Below are 17300 nucleotides of genomic sequence, written 5' to 3'. Positions count from 1 at the left end.
TACGGATTTTTAGGAATGGATTTAAGAAATTAAAGCCGTCCTAGAAGGACGGGGTTTTAAACCCAATTTTCTGATAACCATTATACAGCCACTCTGAATAAATAGGAGCTTGTTTATTCAGACTCCTCACTGAAGACATCTTCATTGAAAGTCCCCCTAGAAGGGGGAGGCTTGTACCCATTTCTCTGGTCACCTTGTCGCCCCAAGCATCAGCCAGCCCCCCTAAGCCGAAATGAATCGGAATTCGATCGGGCAAAACCGCCCAAAACTTGACGATGAGCAAAACAGCCAGCAAAATCGCGATCGCACCTAAAAGCTCTACCGCCACTAAAACAGGCGAAAGCCCCAGAGAAATAACCGGCCGTTGGTTTGGTGCGTTTCCAGTCATGGCTACTGAAAATTAGATTAATATTGAAAATAATAGTATTGGTTCCAATTCCATTCCCCAACAGCTTTCGTTGGGGGTTTCCAAACATCCCGCGAGGTTCTATGACGGCTCAGGTTTTGATTGAAAAGAAAAAGTTAGAAAAACCGCCCCTAACAATACACACATTAGGCGATCGCGTCCTGCGGCAGCCAGCTAAGCGCGTCAAAAGCGTCGATGCAGAAATTCGGCAGCTAGTCCGAGAAATGCTGCAAACCATGTACAGTGCGGATGGCATCGGTTTGGCTGCCCCCCAAGTCGGAGTCCACAAACAAGTAATCGTGCTCGACTGCGACCCGGAAAACCCCGCCACACCCCCAATGGTTTTGATCAACCCCACCATCAAAAGTAGCAGCAGCGATATCTGCATCTTGCAAGAAGGGTGTTTGAGCATTCCGGGAGTTTATTTAGAAGTCAAACGCCCAGAAGTCATTGAAGTCTCCTACCGCGACGAATACGGCCGCCCACAAACCCTGATAGCAACAGAGTTACTGTCGAGGGCAATTCAGCACGAAATGGATCACCTCAACGGAGTGCTGTTTGTAGACAGAGTAGAAAACAAGCTGGCACTGAATGAAGCATTAGTCAAGCAGAAATTTTCGCCAAAGGCAGTAAAATCAGTATGATGGCAGGAACTCCGAAAAGTGGTTTACTATTAGCTCTTTCGTGCATCACTGCGATCGCGGCAGTCGGCTCCATCTTTGAGCTGTCATCGGGAGAAGCTCAACTTGGAAATTTAGTCACGGGCATTATCCTCGCCCTGAGCGTACCGCTAACTGGCATATTTTTCTATGCAGCCGTTCAGGATGCCAGGGCAAATCTATAAGCAGAGTTTTTAGTCATTAGTCATTAGTTAGCAGTTATTAGTAATTAGTCATTAGTCATTAGTAATTAGTCAGCAGCTAACAACCAATAACTGTGGAATAAAGACTGCTCAAAAATAACATCAGCTAACAGCTCGCGAGCTCATGACAAATGACTAAGGACTAATGACTCATAACTCATGACTAATGAAATCGGATTTCTGCGACAAGTGCCAGCAAAAGACGCTGGGGGAACCCCAGCATCCAAATACCAACTTTCTGAAGATGGGGAATTGGTCATCGGACGCGATCGCAATTGTCAAATAGCTTTAGAGTCGATCGGTCACGGCATGGTTTCCCGTCGCCACGCCATGATCCGTCCCCTAACTCAGGGTACTGTGACGAGATGGGAAATTTGCGACCTCAACAGCGCTAACGGAACTTATATCAACGGAAAAAAGCTCTCTGGCTGCCAAACTTTAGAAACAGGCGATCGCATCAGTCTCGGCCTTGACGGCCCTGAATTTATATTTGAATCTCCCGTAAGCTCTTACCAAAATCAACCCGGATTAAGAGCACCACAAACGGGCAATTTTGCTGGTAGCGAAAAAGATGCTCTCACTTTAACTCAATTATTCCCGATCGCCTCCACTGGCAAACAATTAAGCCAAAAAGCTTACTTATATCCAGGTATTGCCACAGTTATTGTTGTCGTGTCCATGTTTGTCGCGGTTGGAAATTCCGCAGCATTCAACTTGCTGCTGTCAGCTTACCTCGCCGGTGCGGCTTACTACTTTATCTATCAACTATGCGGCAAACACAAGCCTTGGTGGGTATTGCTTGGTTCGGCTTTAGCTACAGTCCTGATTGTGATCAGCCCCTTATTAATTGGATTTATATTCGTATTTAGAGAAATTTTGCCCGGCCGCCTGCCAACCGAAGGCGAAACAATCAGTTTTTTGCCTTTTTTGACCAGAATGTTTTTCGGGGCAGGTCTAATGGAAGAATTGCTGAAAGCCCTGCCCGTTTTGGGAGCGATGTTGCTGGGAAATTGGCTGAAAAATCCGTGGCGCGATCGAATCGGCGTTTGGGAACCTTTAGACGGAATTCTGTTAGGAAGTGCTTCGGCAGTCGGCTTTACACTGTTAGAAACTCTGGGACAGTACGTTCCCAATGTCATCCAAAATGTCACCCTGCAAGCAGGGCCGGACGCCGGACAATTAGTAGGATTGCAGTTGCTAATTCCCCGCATTTTGGGTTCCGCCGCCGGACACATGGCTTACAGCGGCTATTTGGGATATTTTATCGGTTTGAGCGCCCTCAAACCCAGGAAGCGGTGGCAAATTTTGGGAGTAGGTTATTTCAGTGCTTCGGCACTTCACGCTTTGTGGAATGCGTCAGGAGCCGCCAGCGTACTTTTGCTGGCGTTGGTGGGAGTTTTGTCCTATGCGTTTTTGGTAGCTGCGATTTTGAAAGCCAGAGCTCTGTCTCCGAATCGAGAGAAAAATTTTGCCACGAGAATATTTTCTGAAAAGTGACTGCTGAGTGCTTAATTGTTAAAGTGCGATCGCACCTCAAGCTGCCATTTTTTTCTTGTGTTTTAACCAGCTTAAACCTGCCAATGCTAAAGCTGCGGCCCCAGCGGTGAGAGGTTCGGGAACTGGTTCGGCTGCGGTATCCACTAGAGTGTAGGAAACATCAGAGTACCCCCACCCTCTAGAGTATGGAATATAGGAATCGACGATGAGCAATCCATCGTCTATATATGATTGATAGTTCATCTGTTTGTGAACAGTCTCGTGACTCCACGAGAAATAGGTCAATCCCATAGACCAAGATTCGTAGCTCTCATGCACCCAGTAAAAAGGCCCTCCTGGTTCGTCTGGAGGACTGATATATTCATTCATCACACTGTAGCCGCCGCTTGCATACAGTCCGCGAAAATCTCCTTGCTCAAAAGAAGCTGTAGCCCCTGCCAAATTGTAAGATTTTTCCCATCGTTCCAATCTTCCGTCGGAAACGGCAATTTCTTCAAATCCTATTCCTGTAAGCGAGGAGTTATTCAACTTAAAAAACCCGCTAGCTGTACTACCATTGTCCACATCGAAATTGTAGGTAAGTACGGCGGCTTGTGCTTTGTCTACTCCTGCTAATGACACCGCTGAAAACAAACTTAAAATTGTGCTAGCGATCGCACTTCCTAATCTGGGCCTGTGTTTTTGACTCATTGTTTTTTATTAAGCTTTACGTAAGTCTAGTGTATTTGAGCGAGCGATCGCCCGTAATTATCCGCATTCTTAAAGTAAATTTTTTTGAATTCAAAGATTGCAGAATGTAAATAACCGAACTAATACGGATGCCTCATTTGTTGTATTTGTATAATTTATGACTTTCACTATTACTTTTGAACACAAACTAGAAAAATGTTTGCTCGTAATCGCCAAATATTCCCACGGGTTTGTGTTGTTGGGATGCTGCGGACGATCGTCCTGCTGCCTGTACACACTTAATAAATTTTGTCAATACGCAATTTCCCGACATATTACCCCAGTATTCTGCCCTTGTGTATGAGTAGCTACTGCTTAATTGCCGGATGCGATAATCGCAACTGAACTTAGAAATTCTTCACAAATAGTTTGACTGTGGTACTATCTGGATGGCTGTGAGTAGCTGAGGGAAGCCAAGGGGCTTGATTCCTGTGGTGGTGGAGGAGAATCCAGGAGTGCTAGATAGGATGTCATTGGGATACGCAAACGTTTTCGCCCAGCGAAGTCAACTCGAACCCCTCCGCATTGGGGTGATTGGGGTTGGCAATATGGGCCAGCATCACACGCGAGTTCTGAGCTTGCTAAAAGATATCGAACTCGTGGGTGTTGCAGACATAAATGTAGAGCGGGGAATAGATGTAGCAAGCAAATACCGGGTTCGCTTCTTTGAAGACTACCGAGATTTGCTCGCCCACGTAGATGCAGTTTGCGTCGCCGTTCCAACTCGCCTGCATCACCCTGTGGGGATGTCTTGTCTCCAAGCGGGTGTTCACGTTTTAATTGAAAAGCCGATCGCGGCTAGCATTGCCGAAGCCGAATCTTTGGTCAACGCGGCTGCTGAGGCCCACCGGATTTTACAAGTGGGTCACATCGAGCGCTTCAATCCAGCTTTTCAGGAACTCGGCAAAGTGCTGAAAACTGAAGAGTTACTGGCATTGGAAGCTCACCGGATGAGTCCCTATTCCCAGCGGGCTAACGACGTATCGGTAGTTTTGGATTTAATGATCCACGACATCGACTTGCTTTTGGAATTGGCAGATTCCCAAGTGGTGAAGCTGACAGCCAGCGGCAGCAGGGCATCAGATTCAGGTTATTTAGACTACGTGACAGCGACGTTGAACTTTGCTAACGGCATTGTCGCCACCCTGACTGCCAGTAAGGTGACACACCGCAAACTCCGTTCAATCGTGGCTCACTGCAAAAATTCTCTGACAGAGGCAGATTTTCTCAACAACGAAATCTTGATTCACCGACAAACAACCGCCAATTACGTGACGGATTACGGTCAGGTGCTTTACCGTCAAGATGGGTTGATCGAGAAAGTTTACACCAGCAATATTGAACCGCTCCACGCAGAATTGGAGCATTTTATTAATTGCGTGCGGGGTGGAAATCAGCCTTCTGTGGGAGGAGAACAAGCTCTCAAAGCTCTGCGGCTTGCGAGTTTGATCGAGCAAATGGCTCTCGACGGTCAAGCTTGGTATCCGAAAGAGCTAGAGTCTACTTTGCAAGTTAGCTAAATCGAGACAAATCGTGTCGTTTCCGGCTGCTTTTACAGTTTGGGTTTGTTGTTCGTTGAAAAGGGTTGATTAACAGTAAGACTTTTTCTGACATTTGCTAACAATCACTTACATTTTCCCGAGGTCTTTATATCATATAGAATGAATTTAGCCACTCAGATGTAGGTGAAAAACCTTGATAGTACGCAACCGCTATATAAATAAGTTGCCTCTACATTATCAAAGCAAATAATCAGATTGGCTAATAGCTGTAAGCGATAACCAAGCTGAAGGCAAGAATATAAGTGCTTGTAGAAATTTCTACGGGCATCGGTTGATACGCGCCCGGTTAGAGATCTGTTCTCAACTTATGTATGTGTTAGCAAATGTTAGCAAAAAAGTATCGGTAACTGTTCCCATGCAACCGGATTCGATGTCAGTTGATTTGAGGTTGGACAATTCGGCGTGAGACTTTCGGCGAGCGCGTGCGTCGAGTTGCGCTCAGTCGAACTATTTTAGACTTGAGATTGACTCTGCAGATGAATCTGGGGGCTTGAACTAAGGTTTTAACTTTTTGCACTCGACAACAGGAGCAAGACTTAAGTGCCAAATAGTTCGCTAAACTTATCCATACTTAATCGCCCTTGAGGAAGTTCTATGTTTGCCGTTAAACGAGCGCTAAAAGTGAATAGCAACGAAGCGACTTTGATGGCAAGACACGCAGGATTCCGGCGCGTAGTATTTAACTTTGGGTTAAGCTTGCGGACTCAAATGTATAGTGAGGGGAAATTTACCGACTCCAAGGTAATCAACGAAGTCAAAAAAGTTCTCACCAACTACGTCAAGAAACAGCCTGAATTCGGCTGGATGAACCAGTTGTCTAGTCGAGTTTACCAAAATGCGTTAATCGATCTAAAAGATGCGTTTAGTCGGTATCGCTCTGGGAAAGCAGGTCATCCAAGATTCGCTAGTCGCCGAGACGGTCAATCTTTTACAGTCGATTCGTCTAACGTCCAAGTTCTACTAAGCGCTGGCAACACCATAAAGATTCCTACCTTGGGAACTTTTCGGCTCTACGAAGCCCTAGAATGCAGTTACGTGTCTCAAACTTTTACGATTTCAAAAGAAGGAAGTCGTTGGTTTGTTTCCTTCTGTGTTGACGCCGAACGTTTACCAGTTCAACAGTCTCAGGCATCCGTGGGAATCGATGTGGGCATTAAATATGTGGCCACACTGTCAAACCACCAGGTCTTTGATGCACCAAAACCCTTGAAAGCCAGTGCGAAAACCAAACTTGCTACTTTGCAGCGCCAAGCATCAAAACAGGTAAAAGGCTCCCAAAACCAACGCAAAACCTATAATAAGATCAGCAGACTCCACGCGCGGATAGCTAGCATTCGCCTCGATTTTCTTCACAAGTTAACAACTTATTTAGCCAAAAAATTCAAGCGAATTTTGATTGAAGACTTGAATATAAAAGGCATGATGGCGAATCACAAGTTAGCTGGAGCAATATCCGATCTAGGATTTTACGAATTCAAACGCCAACTTGATTACAAGTGCAAAATGTATGGAGCAACTTTAGTGCTGGTAGATCAATGGTTCCCTAGCTCTAAAACCTGTTCTAATTGTGGCAAGAAAAAAGATCTGCCACTAAGCGTTCGGACGTTTGACTGTCCTGCTTGTGGCATCTCTTTAGATCGTGATTTGAATGCGAGTTTAAATATTTTAAACTGGGAACCCTTGGCAGCCAGGGGGATAGCCTACTTATCTTGGGATTAGCCGTCTACCCAACAGCGTAGGAAGTGAACTCGGATTGTGTCTAAAAACGATTTTAGACAAGTTTAGGTAAGTTTTACAAAGCAGTCGTGGGCAAGTATCCGTCTTTAGGTGGAGTCAGGATTTATGCCAAAAAAGAGCGACTATTTGACGACTGATGGTTTTGCTAACTAGCTGATTTCCTTGAGGACTCAGGTGAATGCTGTCTCGATACAAAGTTGGAAATTCGGCCGCACAATTGAAAATGGGAAGAAAATCTATGTAAGTAATTTTCTCTGTTTCTACGAGTTCGGCGAGACGCGCTCTAGCTTTGACTTCCCAGTCGCGAGGGCCCAGGCCGCCGAGTTCGCCCCGCTTCGGCGTGACGGCTAGCAAAAACTCGACGTTAGCCGATACAGCTATTTTCTGGATTTGGCGAATAGCTTCTAAGTTGCAGGCTACTACATCGCCACTTGTGGGTCCGGGTGCTGCCAATTGGGGAGTCGGCACTGCTGGTAGCAGGTAGCGGCTCAATAACTCTAGCGTAGCCGATCGGGGTTTGTGATCCGGGTAAGATCGATCGCGCCCCACAACCAGAGCACAGGGAGCCGATGCAAACAAATCGTCCGTATTGAGCAGCAACACCACAACATTTGCCCCAAAAACACCGAACCGGTTGGCGTAAGCAAGTTGATTCCTCGGCCCCCAAGAATTGGCTGAGGCGTTGAGAACTTCAAAAGTTGAATAGTTGACTTGTGAAGCTAATTGTGCATCGCTCGCCAGATTCTGTACTAGCAGTCTCAAATTCTGAGCCATAATTTCCGAGATTGTATCTGTCTGATGTGTCCACCAACCGCCGTTGGCGACAGAATCTCCCAACAGCAAGACACGCAGAGTTTCTGGAGGGGGTATCGGGGCGATCGCTCCGCTACGCATCGAATACTCGTTAATCTCAATCCGGTTGCCCAAGCGACGCACCTTTTGGTTGGGCGCCAACAAATAGCCGCACTCGGCATCGGCAATGTAAATCAACGGATTACCAAAACCCAGCAGCACCCGCAGGATCACTTCGATTGCCGCCCCCAATCCTGCGGTGACAGCCAAAATTATGAGAACAACTTTCACCACTTAACCTCAAGAGAGAAGGATAAACCCCTGCCGACACCAAGGTATAAAAAAGAATGCAACAGCAGTCAAGCTCTCAACCCCGATTGTAGTCAGTAGATTAAAGATTAAAGATTAAAGCATTGACTCCACAGATGAATCTGGGAAATCTCCCTAAAATCTAAACTTTTTTTGCTTTCGAGGACTCCTGTGTTGAAGCAAATATCCGTCTTTGAGTAAGGTAAGTAGGTCGCCTTTGTAAAATCTCAAATCTCAAATCTCAAATCTCAAATCTAAACTGTTATGGCTGCGGGGTTTGAGCAACTTGGCGACCCGATTAAGTCAACCGAATCGCCCCCGTGGATATAGAATTCTAGAATATACCGTGACTCATCCGCCGTCAGCAGTCAGTGAAATTGGTGGTTTCAGGAAAATCCGTGGACTTAAAACAAATATTCAAAACGCCGAATCCCATAATCGGTGTCGTACATTTACAGCCTTTGCCAACTTCTCCCCGCTGGGGCGGAAACCTCAAAGCTATTATCGGAAGAGCCGAGCAAGAGGCTACAGCGCTGGCTTCTGGTGGCGCAAACGGTATCATAGTCGAGAACTTTTTCGACGCTCCTTTTGCTAAAGACAGCGTAGATCCGGCGGTGGTAAGTGCCATGACTCTGGTAGTTGAGAGGCTAACAAATCTCGTGACGCTGCCGATCGGCGTTAACGTGCTGCGAAACGACGCCCACAGCGCGATCGCCATCGCCTCCTGCACAGGAGCTCAATTCATCCGCGTCAACGTCCTCAACGGCATCATGGCTACAGACCAAGGCTTAATTGAAGGCCAAGCTCACCAGCTACTGCGCTACCGCCGGGAATTGGGCAGCGATGTCAAAATATTAGCAGACGTGTTAGTCAAGCACGGGCGACCCCTAGGCAGCCCCAACTTGACCACAGCCGTCCAAGAGACGATCGGGCGAGCTTTAGCCGACGCCGTAATCCTTTCCGGCTGGACAACTGGTAGCCCTCCAAATCTCGAAGACTTAGAACTCGCGAGTGCAGCAGCGGCGGGAATTCCAGTTTTCATCGGTAGCGGCGCCTCGTGGGAAAACATTTCCACCCTCATGCAGGCCGCTGACGGCGTAATCGTATCGAGTTCCCTGAAGCGAAACGGCCGCATCGAGCAGCCCATCGATCCGATCCGCGTCAGTCAGTTTGTAGAAGCCGCCCGCCGCAGCTTGTCACAGAAAGAGCCCGAACAGGAAAATAGAGATGCTAATGGCTCAAGAGGGCCAACACCGGAACCGGGCAAAGTCACAAGTAAAACGTAAAATAGGAATTGTTGACTGTTGACTCTTGGCAGTAGTCAGTTGGCAGTTGGCAGTTGGCAGTAGTCAGTAGTCATCAGTTATCAGTCATCAGTCATTAGTTAAGAATTAACAGTCAACAGTCAACAGTCAACAGTCAACAGTCAACAGTCAACAGTCAACAGTCAACAATTCCCAATTATCAATTACCAAATCAAAAAATGATTCGCCGACGTTCAACCCCTTGGATTCATCGCTGGTCTAGGACTCTGATGGCAGCGATCGCAGCCATAGGCGTCGTAGAAACGGCCTATCTCACGATCGCTAAATTCACCAATGGCTCGGTCATTTGTCCCACCAGCGGCTGCGACAAAGTTCTCAACAGTCCCTACGCTACAGTCTTTGGCACAGTGCCTTTAAGTTTGTTAGGCTGTCTGGCTTACCTAAGCATAGCAATCCTGGCATTGGCTCCCAAAGCTGTAAATCCCGACACCAAGAAAGGACTGCACTCTCAACTAGAAAACAAAACTTGGCAAGCGCTATTTATCATCACCGCTGCGATGGTAATTTTCAGCAGCTATTTGATGTATTTGATGGCTTTTGAAATTCAGGATGTGTGCATTTACTGCGTCACTTCTGCCTTATTTGCGCTGTCGCTGTTTGTGCTGGTGCTAGTCGGGCGCGAGTGGGAAGATATCGGGCAGTTGGTGTTTACAGGCATTTTGGTGGCAATGGTGAGTTCGATCGGCGCCTTGGGACTTTATAACAGCGTCAAGTCACCTCCTCCTACTGTCTCTACCCCCGGAATTGTACCTCCTGCCGTCACTACAACCTCCGGCCCGGCACAAATTGCTTTGGCCCGCCACCTCCGACAAATCGGCGCTAAAGAGTACGGCGCTTATTGGTGTCCCCACTGCCACGACCAAAAAATGCTGTTCGGCAAAGAAGCAGCCAAAATAATTGATTATTTTGAATGCGATCCCAGGGGGCAAAATTCCCGCGCTGAAATTTGCCAAGCTGCTGCTGCGAATGTTAAAGGTTTCCCGACTTGGGAGATAAATGGTCAGTTTTATTCGGGGACACAATCTTTGGATAAACTCGCTGATTTATCGGGTTACACGGGCCCCCGCAACTTTCAAAACTAACAGGAAAGTTTGAGATTATAGATGACAGATTTTAGATTGATTGGCAGGAAATATCGTGATTTTTAACTTAGTTTATCGTGGGCTAGTGCGGCGAAATTAATCTAAAATCTCGCATCTATAATCAATAAAAAAATAGTAAAAATTAGTGAGAACGAAAAAGTTTAAAACAATTTGTGGCTCTCTAGTATTTAGAGCAGCGAATAAATACTAGAACTTTTACACAAAAACGCCAGAAACCGGGTTTCTGCTTCCAGAATGATTGTTGAAATGACATATTTTGGTGGCGAAATCCGGTTTCTGCTCTTGCAGCCCGATCGCACCGAAAAACCAAAAAATTGGATAATCTAAAATCTAAAATCGACTCGATCGCACCGAAAAACCAAAAAATTGGATAATCTAAAATCTAACATCTAAAATCGACTCGCCCGCACCGAAAAACCAAAAAATTGGATAATCTAAAATCTAACATCTAAAATCGGCTCGCCCGCACCGAAAAACCAAAAAATTGGATAATCTAAAATCTAACATCTAAAATCGACTGAGCAGATCGCCCCGGAGATGTAAAACCTATACGTAGTAGTAGTTTAGATGCTCACAAGGCGAGGCCCACATCCCCAAAATATGCTAGAAAGTATCAAAAAATGGGTCGATCGAGAACGCCGAGTATTGATTACTGCGAGTGCCGTTGCTAGTACGGTGATTGTAATGCGCTGGTTCGGATGTTTTCAGGTGTGGGAATGGGCTGCTTTCGACCAATTTGTGCGCTGGCGGCCGGCCGAACCAATTGACTCGCGCATCGTCATTGTAGAAATTAAGGAAGCTGACTTGCAAAAATACGGCTACCCAATTTCGGATGCTGTCTTGGCCCAATTGCTGCAAAAATTGCACGCTGGCAAGCCACGGGCGATCGGCCTCGACATTTACCGAGATTTGCCAACTCAACCGGGTAACGCCGAATTGCTCAAAACTTTTAAAACTATTCCCAACTTAATCGGCATTGAGTTGATGCCAGACGAAACCAGGTTGGGAGTTCGCCCGCCTCCGGTACTTGACAAGCTAGATCGAATCGGTTTCAACAACGTTGTCATCGACGCTGACTCAAAAGTGCGGCGAACTTTGCTCTACGCTTGGCCCGGAGACGGCAAAACTCATCAAAGTTTCGCACTCAGACTGGCTTTGCTTTACCTCAAAAGCGAAGGAATTTCGCCTCAACCAGCAAGAGTCAATCCTACATACTTGCAGTTAGGCAAGGGGGTTTTTCGGCCTTTTCAACCGAATGACGGTGCTTACGTTCGATCGGACAGCCGTGGCTATCAAATTTTGACCAACCTGCGCGGCCCGCGAGGCAGTTTTCGCACTGCATCGATGGGCGATGTGCTTTCTGGCAAAGTACCTGCTGATTTTGTACGATCGCGCGTTGTCTTGATCGGCTCCAATGCCCCCAGCCTCAAAGACTTTTACCAAAATTCTTACAGTTCCGGTTGGTTTAGTCCTCCCCAACAAATACCAGGAGTCGAGCTTCAGGCTCATTTTTTGAGCCAAATTTTGAGTGCAGCTCTCGACGGGCGCGGGGGTATCAATGTCTGGCCAGAGGCTGCGGAGTTGCTGTGGATTTTGCTGTGGTCTTGGGCGGGAGCAAATGTGAGTTGGAATTTGCGATCGCTTGGTCGATCGGCTTATTGTTTATTAAGTATCTGTCTAGGTCTGAGTGCCAGTTTATACTTGGTGTTTTTAGCAAGTTGGTGGCTACCGTTAATTCCTCCAATCCTCAGTCTTTTGGGTTCTGGTGCCGCAGTTGTGGGTTATCTGGCGCACTTGCAAGAAGAATTAAAACGGTCTAAAGAATTTTTACAATCGCTAATCGATACAATTCCCGACCCCATTTTTGTCAAAGATCGATCTCACCGCTGCGTAGTTTTGAATCAGGCATATTGTCGGTTTATTGGCTATCCTTTAGAAATTTTAACTTGCCGAACCGATTACGATTTATTTCCCCAAGCCGAAGCCGAGATATTTTGGCAGCAAGACGAATTAGTATTTCAAACTCACCAGCCGCGAGAAAATGAAGAATATTTTACAGACGCTCACGGAATTACGCATCTGATTGCGACTAAAAGATCCCTACATAAAGATGCTGCAGGCAATCTCTTTTTAGTCGGAGCAATTAGAGATATTACCGATCGCCAACTCCGGCAAAATGCCCTAGAACAAAAAAATGCTGAGCTCAGCCACCAAGCTTATCACGATGCTCTTACCGGTTTGCCCAACCGCCAAATGTTCTACGAATGCTTGCATCGGTCTCTAGAAATAGCCTCCAGCAATCAGGAATTGGTAGCTTTACTGTTTTTAGATTTAGATGGATTTAAATCAATCAACGACACTCTCGGACACAATGTGGGCGATTTACTCTTAAAAACAGTTGCCAGTCGGCTCAAAAAATGCTTGCGCGGCAGTGATACAATCTCGCGGTTGGGCGGCGACGAGTTCACAGTCATTTTGCCCGCAATTCCAGGTAGCGAGGAAGCTGCGAAAGTAGCGGAAAAAATTTGCGACGCCATCATGCAGCCTTTTATTTTAGAAGAACATACAGTTTCTGTAACTACAAGTATTGGCATTAGTTTATATCCCATTGACGGTCAAGAGCCAGAGATTTTAGTTAAGAATGCCGATGTTGCGATGTATCGTGCTAAGGAACGCGGGAAAAATCAATATCACTTTTATTAATTAAGACCAGTTAAAAACATAATGCAACTGTAGGTAAAGTCCCCACCCCGATATTGATAAGTCATTTGTAATTATTCAATTTTTTATCTAAAATCTCAATTATTTCCGACAAAATTTGAGCAATTTTTCGACCTCAAACCCTAATTGGACCGTGAGGGAGATATTATTTCAGGCGTCCCCTGTGCAGCTAACTTAAAAAAATAGCTGGCTCCTTAAACTGTAAGCCCTCTAAGCTTTTTGAAACAGTTCAAAAAAATGTCCAAAGTAGTGAAATCTAAAATCTAATATCCTATAATTTAACTCCTCTAATCTGTCATCTGTAATTAGATAGATTAAGTAAAATATAAAACTTAAATATAAAACTTATGAGAGCAACTTGCCGTCTCATCTAAATGTTACAAAATATTAAAATAAATCACAACCTGAAACCAAATTCAAATCGCCAAAAAGCCTTAATGTAAAAAAATTCATGTAAACTTACGAAAGTTAATTAAAGTAAATGTAAAGATATCAGTGGAAATACGGAAATTGATAGATATAATAGGTGGTACAGACGTGGATCTATTGCGGTGATTGGAATAAGGCGGTGAATACTATGCGTACTTTGATTCAGCTCACAACAACGGCAACCCTCGCTGCTTGCCTGCAAGTGAATGTAGTCGGCACTGCAAATGCGGCTCGACTTACCAGCAGCTCAACTAGCAATTTCACAAAAGCCCGTAGCGCGGGCAAGATCCGGACGCCATCGACCCCCAGAGTTGGGACAGTTACACCAACCTCTAGCTTGGCAAATCCCCAACAATACGAACCACCCCCGAACGGGATCCCCGAAAGTGACGGTACGGGAACGCGCTGACCCCAAATTTTCAATAAATTTTCAATCTTCTATTCGCGGAGATTTGTACCAATTGGATTGGTTAATTAAAGTATGGCTGCACCAATCCGGATCGGTGAGGGGATAGTCCACTCGGTAATGACCGCCGCGACTTTCGGTGCGAAACGCAGCACTTTTGACAATTAAGTAGCCGATATCCAATAAATTGCCAACTTCTCCCCAATTTCGCAAAATCGAGCTATTCTGGGCCTCAGCAGGGGAAAAATCAATAATTTGTCCGGGCCGTAAATTATCAAGCGTTTGACTCAAAGGCAAGGAAGCAAATTCTTGCCGCCAAATTTCAAGTTGGACGATCGCCCTTTCCAAATCCCGCTGTCCCCGGCAAATTCCCGCACTCTGCCACACCAAATTCCGCAATTCAACCCGCAACCTTTCGATCGCCTCAATATCCTTTTCAGAAATCGATTTTTCCAAGATTTCCCGCGCCTCGAACTGATCGGCGAATGCCTCCGGCGTTCCACCTTCTAGCTGCAAAAGTCCCATCTGCGCCCCAAAAACCAGACATTCCAGCAGCGAATTGCTCGCCAACCGATTAGCGCCGTGTACCCCCGTGCTCGCAGTTTCTCCCACCGCGTACAAACCCGGAATCGAAGTTTGGTTAAACTTGTCAGCGACAATTCCTCCCATCCAGTAATGGGCTGCGGGCGTCACCGGCACCGGTTCGGAAAAAATATCAATTCCCCAATCAGCGCACACTTGAATAATATTCGGAAACCTGTAGCGCAGTCGATCGACCGCAATCGGGCGCAAATCCAGCCAAACATGAGGTTCCCCCGTCTTCTGCAAGTGGCGGAAAATAGCGCGACTGACAACATCCCTAGGGGCGAGTTCCCCGCTGGGGTGAGAGTCAAAAGCAAAGCGATATCCCTTACTGTCAACCAAATGAGCTCCTTCTCCCCGTACCGCTTCGCTAATCAGAAACCGAGGCGCGCCCGCTGTGCTCAGCGCCGTCGGGTGAAACTGCACAAATTCTAAGTCTCGCAGCAGCGCCCCGGCGCGCCACGCAATTGCCACCCCGTCCCCGGTACTTACCGACGGATTGGTCGTTTGAGCAAAAACCTGTCCGCCGCCGCCTGTCGCCAGCACCACGGCTTTGGCCTGCAGCCACTTGACTTGTGAGCCACAAATCGAGCTAATCCCCTGACAGCGCCCGGTTTTGTCTAGCCACAGACTCAAAGCAAAGGCAGGAGATACGAGTTGAATGTTTTTGCGGCTTAATACTTTTGCTGTCAGCGTACTGATCACGGCTTTGCCCGTAGTGTCGGCGGCGTGGAGCACTCGGCGGCGGGAGTGGGCGGCTTCTAGGGTGAGGGCTAAATCAGGGCCGGTGCGATCGAATGCAACGCCCATTTTCACCAGGGAGTCAATGCAAGCACCAGCTTCCTCGACTAAAAATTTCACCGCATCCAAATCGCAAAGACCGGCTCCTGCAGCCAGTGTATCTTGAACGTGCAGCGCTGCGGAATCTTCAGGGGCGATCGCTGCGGCAATCCCTCCTTGAGCCCAATCGCTTGCAGAAACAGGTAGGGTATTTTTATTGATCAAGCCCACCTGTAAATGCTCTGGCAGGCAAAGTGCTGTGTACAAACCCGCCGCGCCAGCACCTATTACCAATACGTCAAATTTGTCAGTCATAAGTCTGCCGCCAGTCAATTTTAGATTTTAGATTTTAGATTTTAGAATTGAGTCTACAGATGAATCTGGGGACTTGAACTAATGTCAGTCAAGGGATTTTAGATTTTAGATTTTAGATTTTAGATTTTAGATGAATCAGGGGAACCCGCTTATTTCAATCTAGCGAATTTTGGTCGCCTTTTGCCCAATGGTGGTTGAAAGTAAGTCTTGAGAAATTAAAGGCAGAAGTCATCAGCCTATAGAAAAAAATCTTTTCTTTCGGCCGTTTGCCTTCTGCCCAATGACTTCTGACTTCAAATGAGACCCGCTGCTACCTAGTCGTATAGACCATTATTCAACCGGTTGTCTCCTTCAATAAAGACTGATTCAACATCAGTTACGGTGAATTTGTCCATGTTAGCTTGCAGCACTTTTTTCTGAGCATCCGTCAAGTCTGAAATATTGAGTACGTCCTCAACATTTTCGTAAGGAGCATTCTTAATAATTAGTCGAGCTAAAGTGGGATACAACCCTCGAAATTCCCGAAAGTCCCGGACGGCGCTGTTGTTCAAATCAAGTTTTTTGCCGTATTCTGTGGCAAGCTTCTCATCAGCGCGATTGGTTCTAGCCGGAGCTTCAACAGCTAGGAGCGAGGAGGATGGCAAGACGATACGGCTTAATGACGCCGCGATCGCGCTTTGGTCTCCAGCCCATGCAAAGCAGCCCAGCACTAAGCCCAATACTGCCAATAGACGACCCAATCGTTTCATGAAGTTTTGTCTCCCAATTTCATACACAGCATTTATGTAGAGACTACCATTTTGCTTATGCAGTTTTTCAGATAAATCCGCAATAGGTAGAGGGCTGTTATAAACTTTCCATTGGGGTATTGACAACGCAGGTTATATATGATATTAGCTGACTTTTTAGCATCGCAGGCAAGTTTATAAAAGGCACTCCAAATTAAAAACTCGGACTGCGATTTTAAGGGGTTAACGGCAGTTGACAATTTACCTAGATTTACCTAGGATTTAGGAACCAGATTCTCGGTAAATTAATGAACAGACTGATTAGCATTGGTGAATTGGCAGAACTCAAGGCGGTCAGCGTTGACACAATACGACGCTGGGAAAAAGAGGGAAAACTAGAGTCCGTGCGGACAGATGGCGGACACAGGCGATATCGTCTTTCCGACTTTGTTGAACAAAAAACAGGAAAGACACTTGCTTATGCCAGAGTCTCCAGTCACGATCAAAAAGCCGATCTTGACAGACAGGATGCTGTCTTGTCTGGCTACTGTCAGTCTTTTGGCTGGGAATATGAAGTCATTAGAGATTTAGGTAGTGGAATGAATTACCGCAAAAAAGGACTAACAAAGCTAATCTCTACCATCTTAGACGGCGAAGTGGTTCGACTTGTAATTACCCACAAAGATAGGCTACTAAGGTTTGGATCTGAACTTATTTTTTCACTCTGCGAATATCACGAAGTAGAAGTGGTAATTTTGAACAAAAAAGAAGACACAACCTTTGAAGAAGACCTTGCCAGCGACGTTTTAGAAATTATTACCGTATTTTCTGCTCGACTGTACGGCTCTAGGTCGAGCCAAAATAAAAAACTTATCGAAAAACTTGCAAAATCTCTGCAAAGCGATTAATCTACTAAGATACAACCGCATTGAGAGGTCGAGTGCGATTCGTTGAAACGCAAATCACGGTGAAAGTCCGTACATAGCGTCTCCAGCCACAAGGCTGAACTCTCGGACT

General features: G+C 46.2%; 15 protein-coding genes. 10 read left to right on the top strand and 5 right to left on the bottom strand.

All coding sequences use genetic code 11. From position 1 onward, the window contains the following. Positions 1-40: 40 nt before the first annotated feature. Positions 41-388, bottom strand: a complete 348-nt coding sequence (locus tag QUB11_RS29230; protein WP_333392409.1) for a DUF1648 domain-containing protein — start codon at positions 386-388, stop codon at positions 41-43. A gap of 101 nt (positions 389-489) precedes the next feature. Between QUB11_RS29230 and def the strand changes: the two genes are divergently transcribed. The 3 genes from def to QUB11_RS29215 all read left to right on the top strand — a co-directional run bounded on the left by def (position 490) and on the right by QUB11_RS29215 (position 2765). Further along, positions 490-1050 (top strand): peptide deformylase, encoded by a 561-nt coding sequence (def, locus tag QUB11_RS29225; RefSeq protein WP_333107886.1) that lies wholly within the window; start codon positions 490-492, stop codon positions 1048-1050. Continuing rightward, the gene (locus QUB11_RS29220; protein ID WP_199292547.1) at positions 1050-1250 is read left to right on the top strand and encodes a hypothetical protein; all 201 of its coding nucleotides are present in this window, start codon (positions 1050-1052) and stop codon (positions 1248-1250) included. The genes def and QUB11_RS29220 overlap by 1 nt, the downstream gene beginning before the upstream one ends. A 177-nt stretch (positions 1251-1427) precedes the next feature. After that, complete coding sequence (locus QUB11_RS29215) at positions 1428-2765, top strand: PrsW family glutamic-type intramembrane protease (RefSeq protein ID WP_333392407.1); 1338 nt, start codon at positions 1428-1430, stop codon at positions 2763-2765. Between the two features lie 36 nt (positions 2766-2801). On the opposite strand, the gene QUB11_RS29210 is transcribed toward QUB11_RS29215, so the two are convergent. Further along, the gene (locus QUB11_RS29210) at positions 2802-3455 is read right to left on the bottom strand and encodes a hypothetical protein (protein ID WP_333392405.1); all 654 of its coding nucleotides are present in this window, start codon (positions 3453-3455) and stop codon (positions 2802-2804) included. A 506-nt stretch (positions 3456-3961) separates the two neighbouring features. On the opposite strand from QUB11_RS29210, the gene QUB11_RS29205 reads away from it, so the two are divergent. Further along, a complete protein-coding gene (locus tag QUB11_RS29205; RefSeq protein WP_333392403.1) occupies positions 3962-5014 on the top strand; it encodes a Gfo/Idh/MocA family oxidoreductase in 1053 nt (350 codons plus the stop codon). Positions 5015-5650: 636 nt separating this feature from the next. Beyond that, positions 5651-6775 carry an RNA-guided endonuclease TnpB family protein gene (locus tag QUB11_RS29200; protein WP_333206113.1) on the top strand — a complete coding sequence of 375 codons (1125 nt, stop codon included), beginning with the start codon at positions 5651-5653 and terminating at the stop codon, positions 6773-6775. Positions 6776-6889: 114 nt separating this feature from the next. On the opposite strand, the gene QUB11_RS29195 is transcribed toward QUB11_RS29200, so the two are convergent. Next, on the bottom strand, positions 6890-7876 hold the full coding sequence (locus QUB11_RS29195; RefSeq protein WP_333206112.1) for a GDSL-type esterase/lipase family protein: 987 nt from the start codon (positions 7874-7876) through the stop codon (positions 6890-6892). 416 nt (positions 7877-8292) lie between these two features. Between QUB11_RS29195 and btpA the strand changes: the two genes are divergently transcribed. From btpA to QUB11_RS29175, 4 genes are all read left to right on the top strand, one after another. Beyond that, positions 8293-9180: a photosystem I biogenesis protein BtpA gene (btpA, locus tag QUB11_RS29190; protein WP_333057464.1), complete on the top strand. Its 888-nt coding sequence runs from the start codon at positions 8293-8295 to the stop codon at positions 9178-9180. Positions 9181-9377: 197 nt separating this feature from the next. Continuing rightward, entirely contained in the window at positions 9378-10301 is a 924-nt protein-coding gene (locus QUB11_RS29185; RefSeq protein WP_333392401.1) for a vitamin K epoxide reductase family protein, read from the top strand. A gap of 588 nt (positions 10302-10889) precedes the next feature. Next, positions 10890-13025, top strand: a complete 2136-nt coding sequence (locus QUB11_RS29180) for a CHASE2 domain-containing protein (protein WP_333206110.1) — start codon at positions 10890-10892, stop codon at positions 13023-13025. Between the two features lie 595 nt (positions 13026-13620). Continuing rightward, positions 13621-13881, top strand: a complete 261-nt coding sequence (locus QUB11_RS29175; RefSeq protein WP_333206109.1) for a hypothetical protein — start codon at positions 13621-13623, stop codon at positions 13879-13881. 21 nt (positions 13882-13902) lie between these two features. Here QUB11_RS29175 and nadB read toward each other — a convergent pair whose 3' ends face one another. After that, complete coding sequence (nadB, locus tag QUB11_RS29170) at positions 13903-15555, bottom strand: L-aspartate oxidase (protein ID WP_333206108.1); 1653 nt, start codon at positions 15553-15555, stop codon at positions 13903-13905. A 314-nt stretch (positions 15556-15869) separates the two neighbouring features. Further along, positions 15870-16304, bottom strand: coding sequence for a photosystem II complex extrinsic protein PsbU (gene psbU / locus QUB11_RS29165; protein WP_006635850.1), 435 nt, complete (start codon positions 16302-16304; stop codon positions 15870-15872). A gap of 287 nt (positions 16305-16591) precedes the next feature. Here psbU and QUB11_RS29160 point away from each other — a divergent pair, with 287 nt between their 5' ends. Beyond that, a complete protein-coding gene (locus QUB11_RS29160; protein ID WP_333205420.1) occupies positions 16592-17191 on the top strand; it encodes an IS607 family transposase in 600 nt (199 codons plus the stop codon). The last annotated feature ends 109 nt before the right edge of the window (positions 17192-17300 follow it).

The organism is Microcoleus sp. B6-A1, assembly GCF_036705085.1.
Taxonomy (GTDB): Bacteria; Cyanobacteriota; Cyanobacteriia; order Cyanobacteriales; family Microcoleaceae; genus Microcoleus.
Note: the sequence above shows the minus strand (reverse complement) of the source record. Positions and strands in the feature narration are given on the sequence as shown.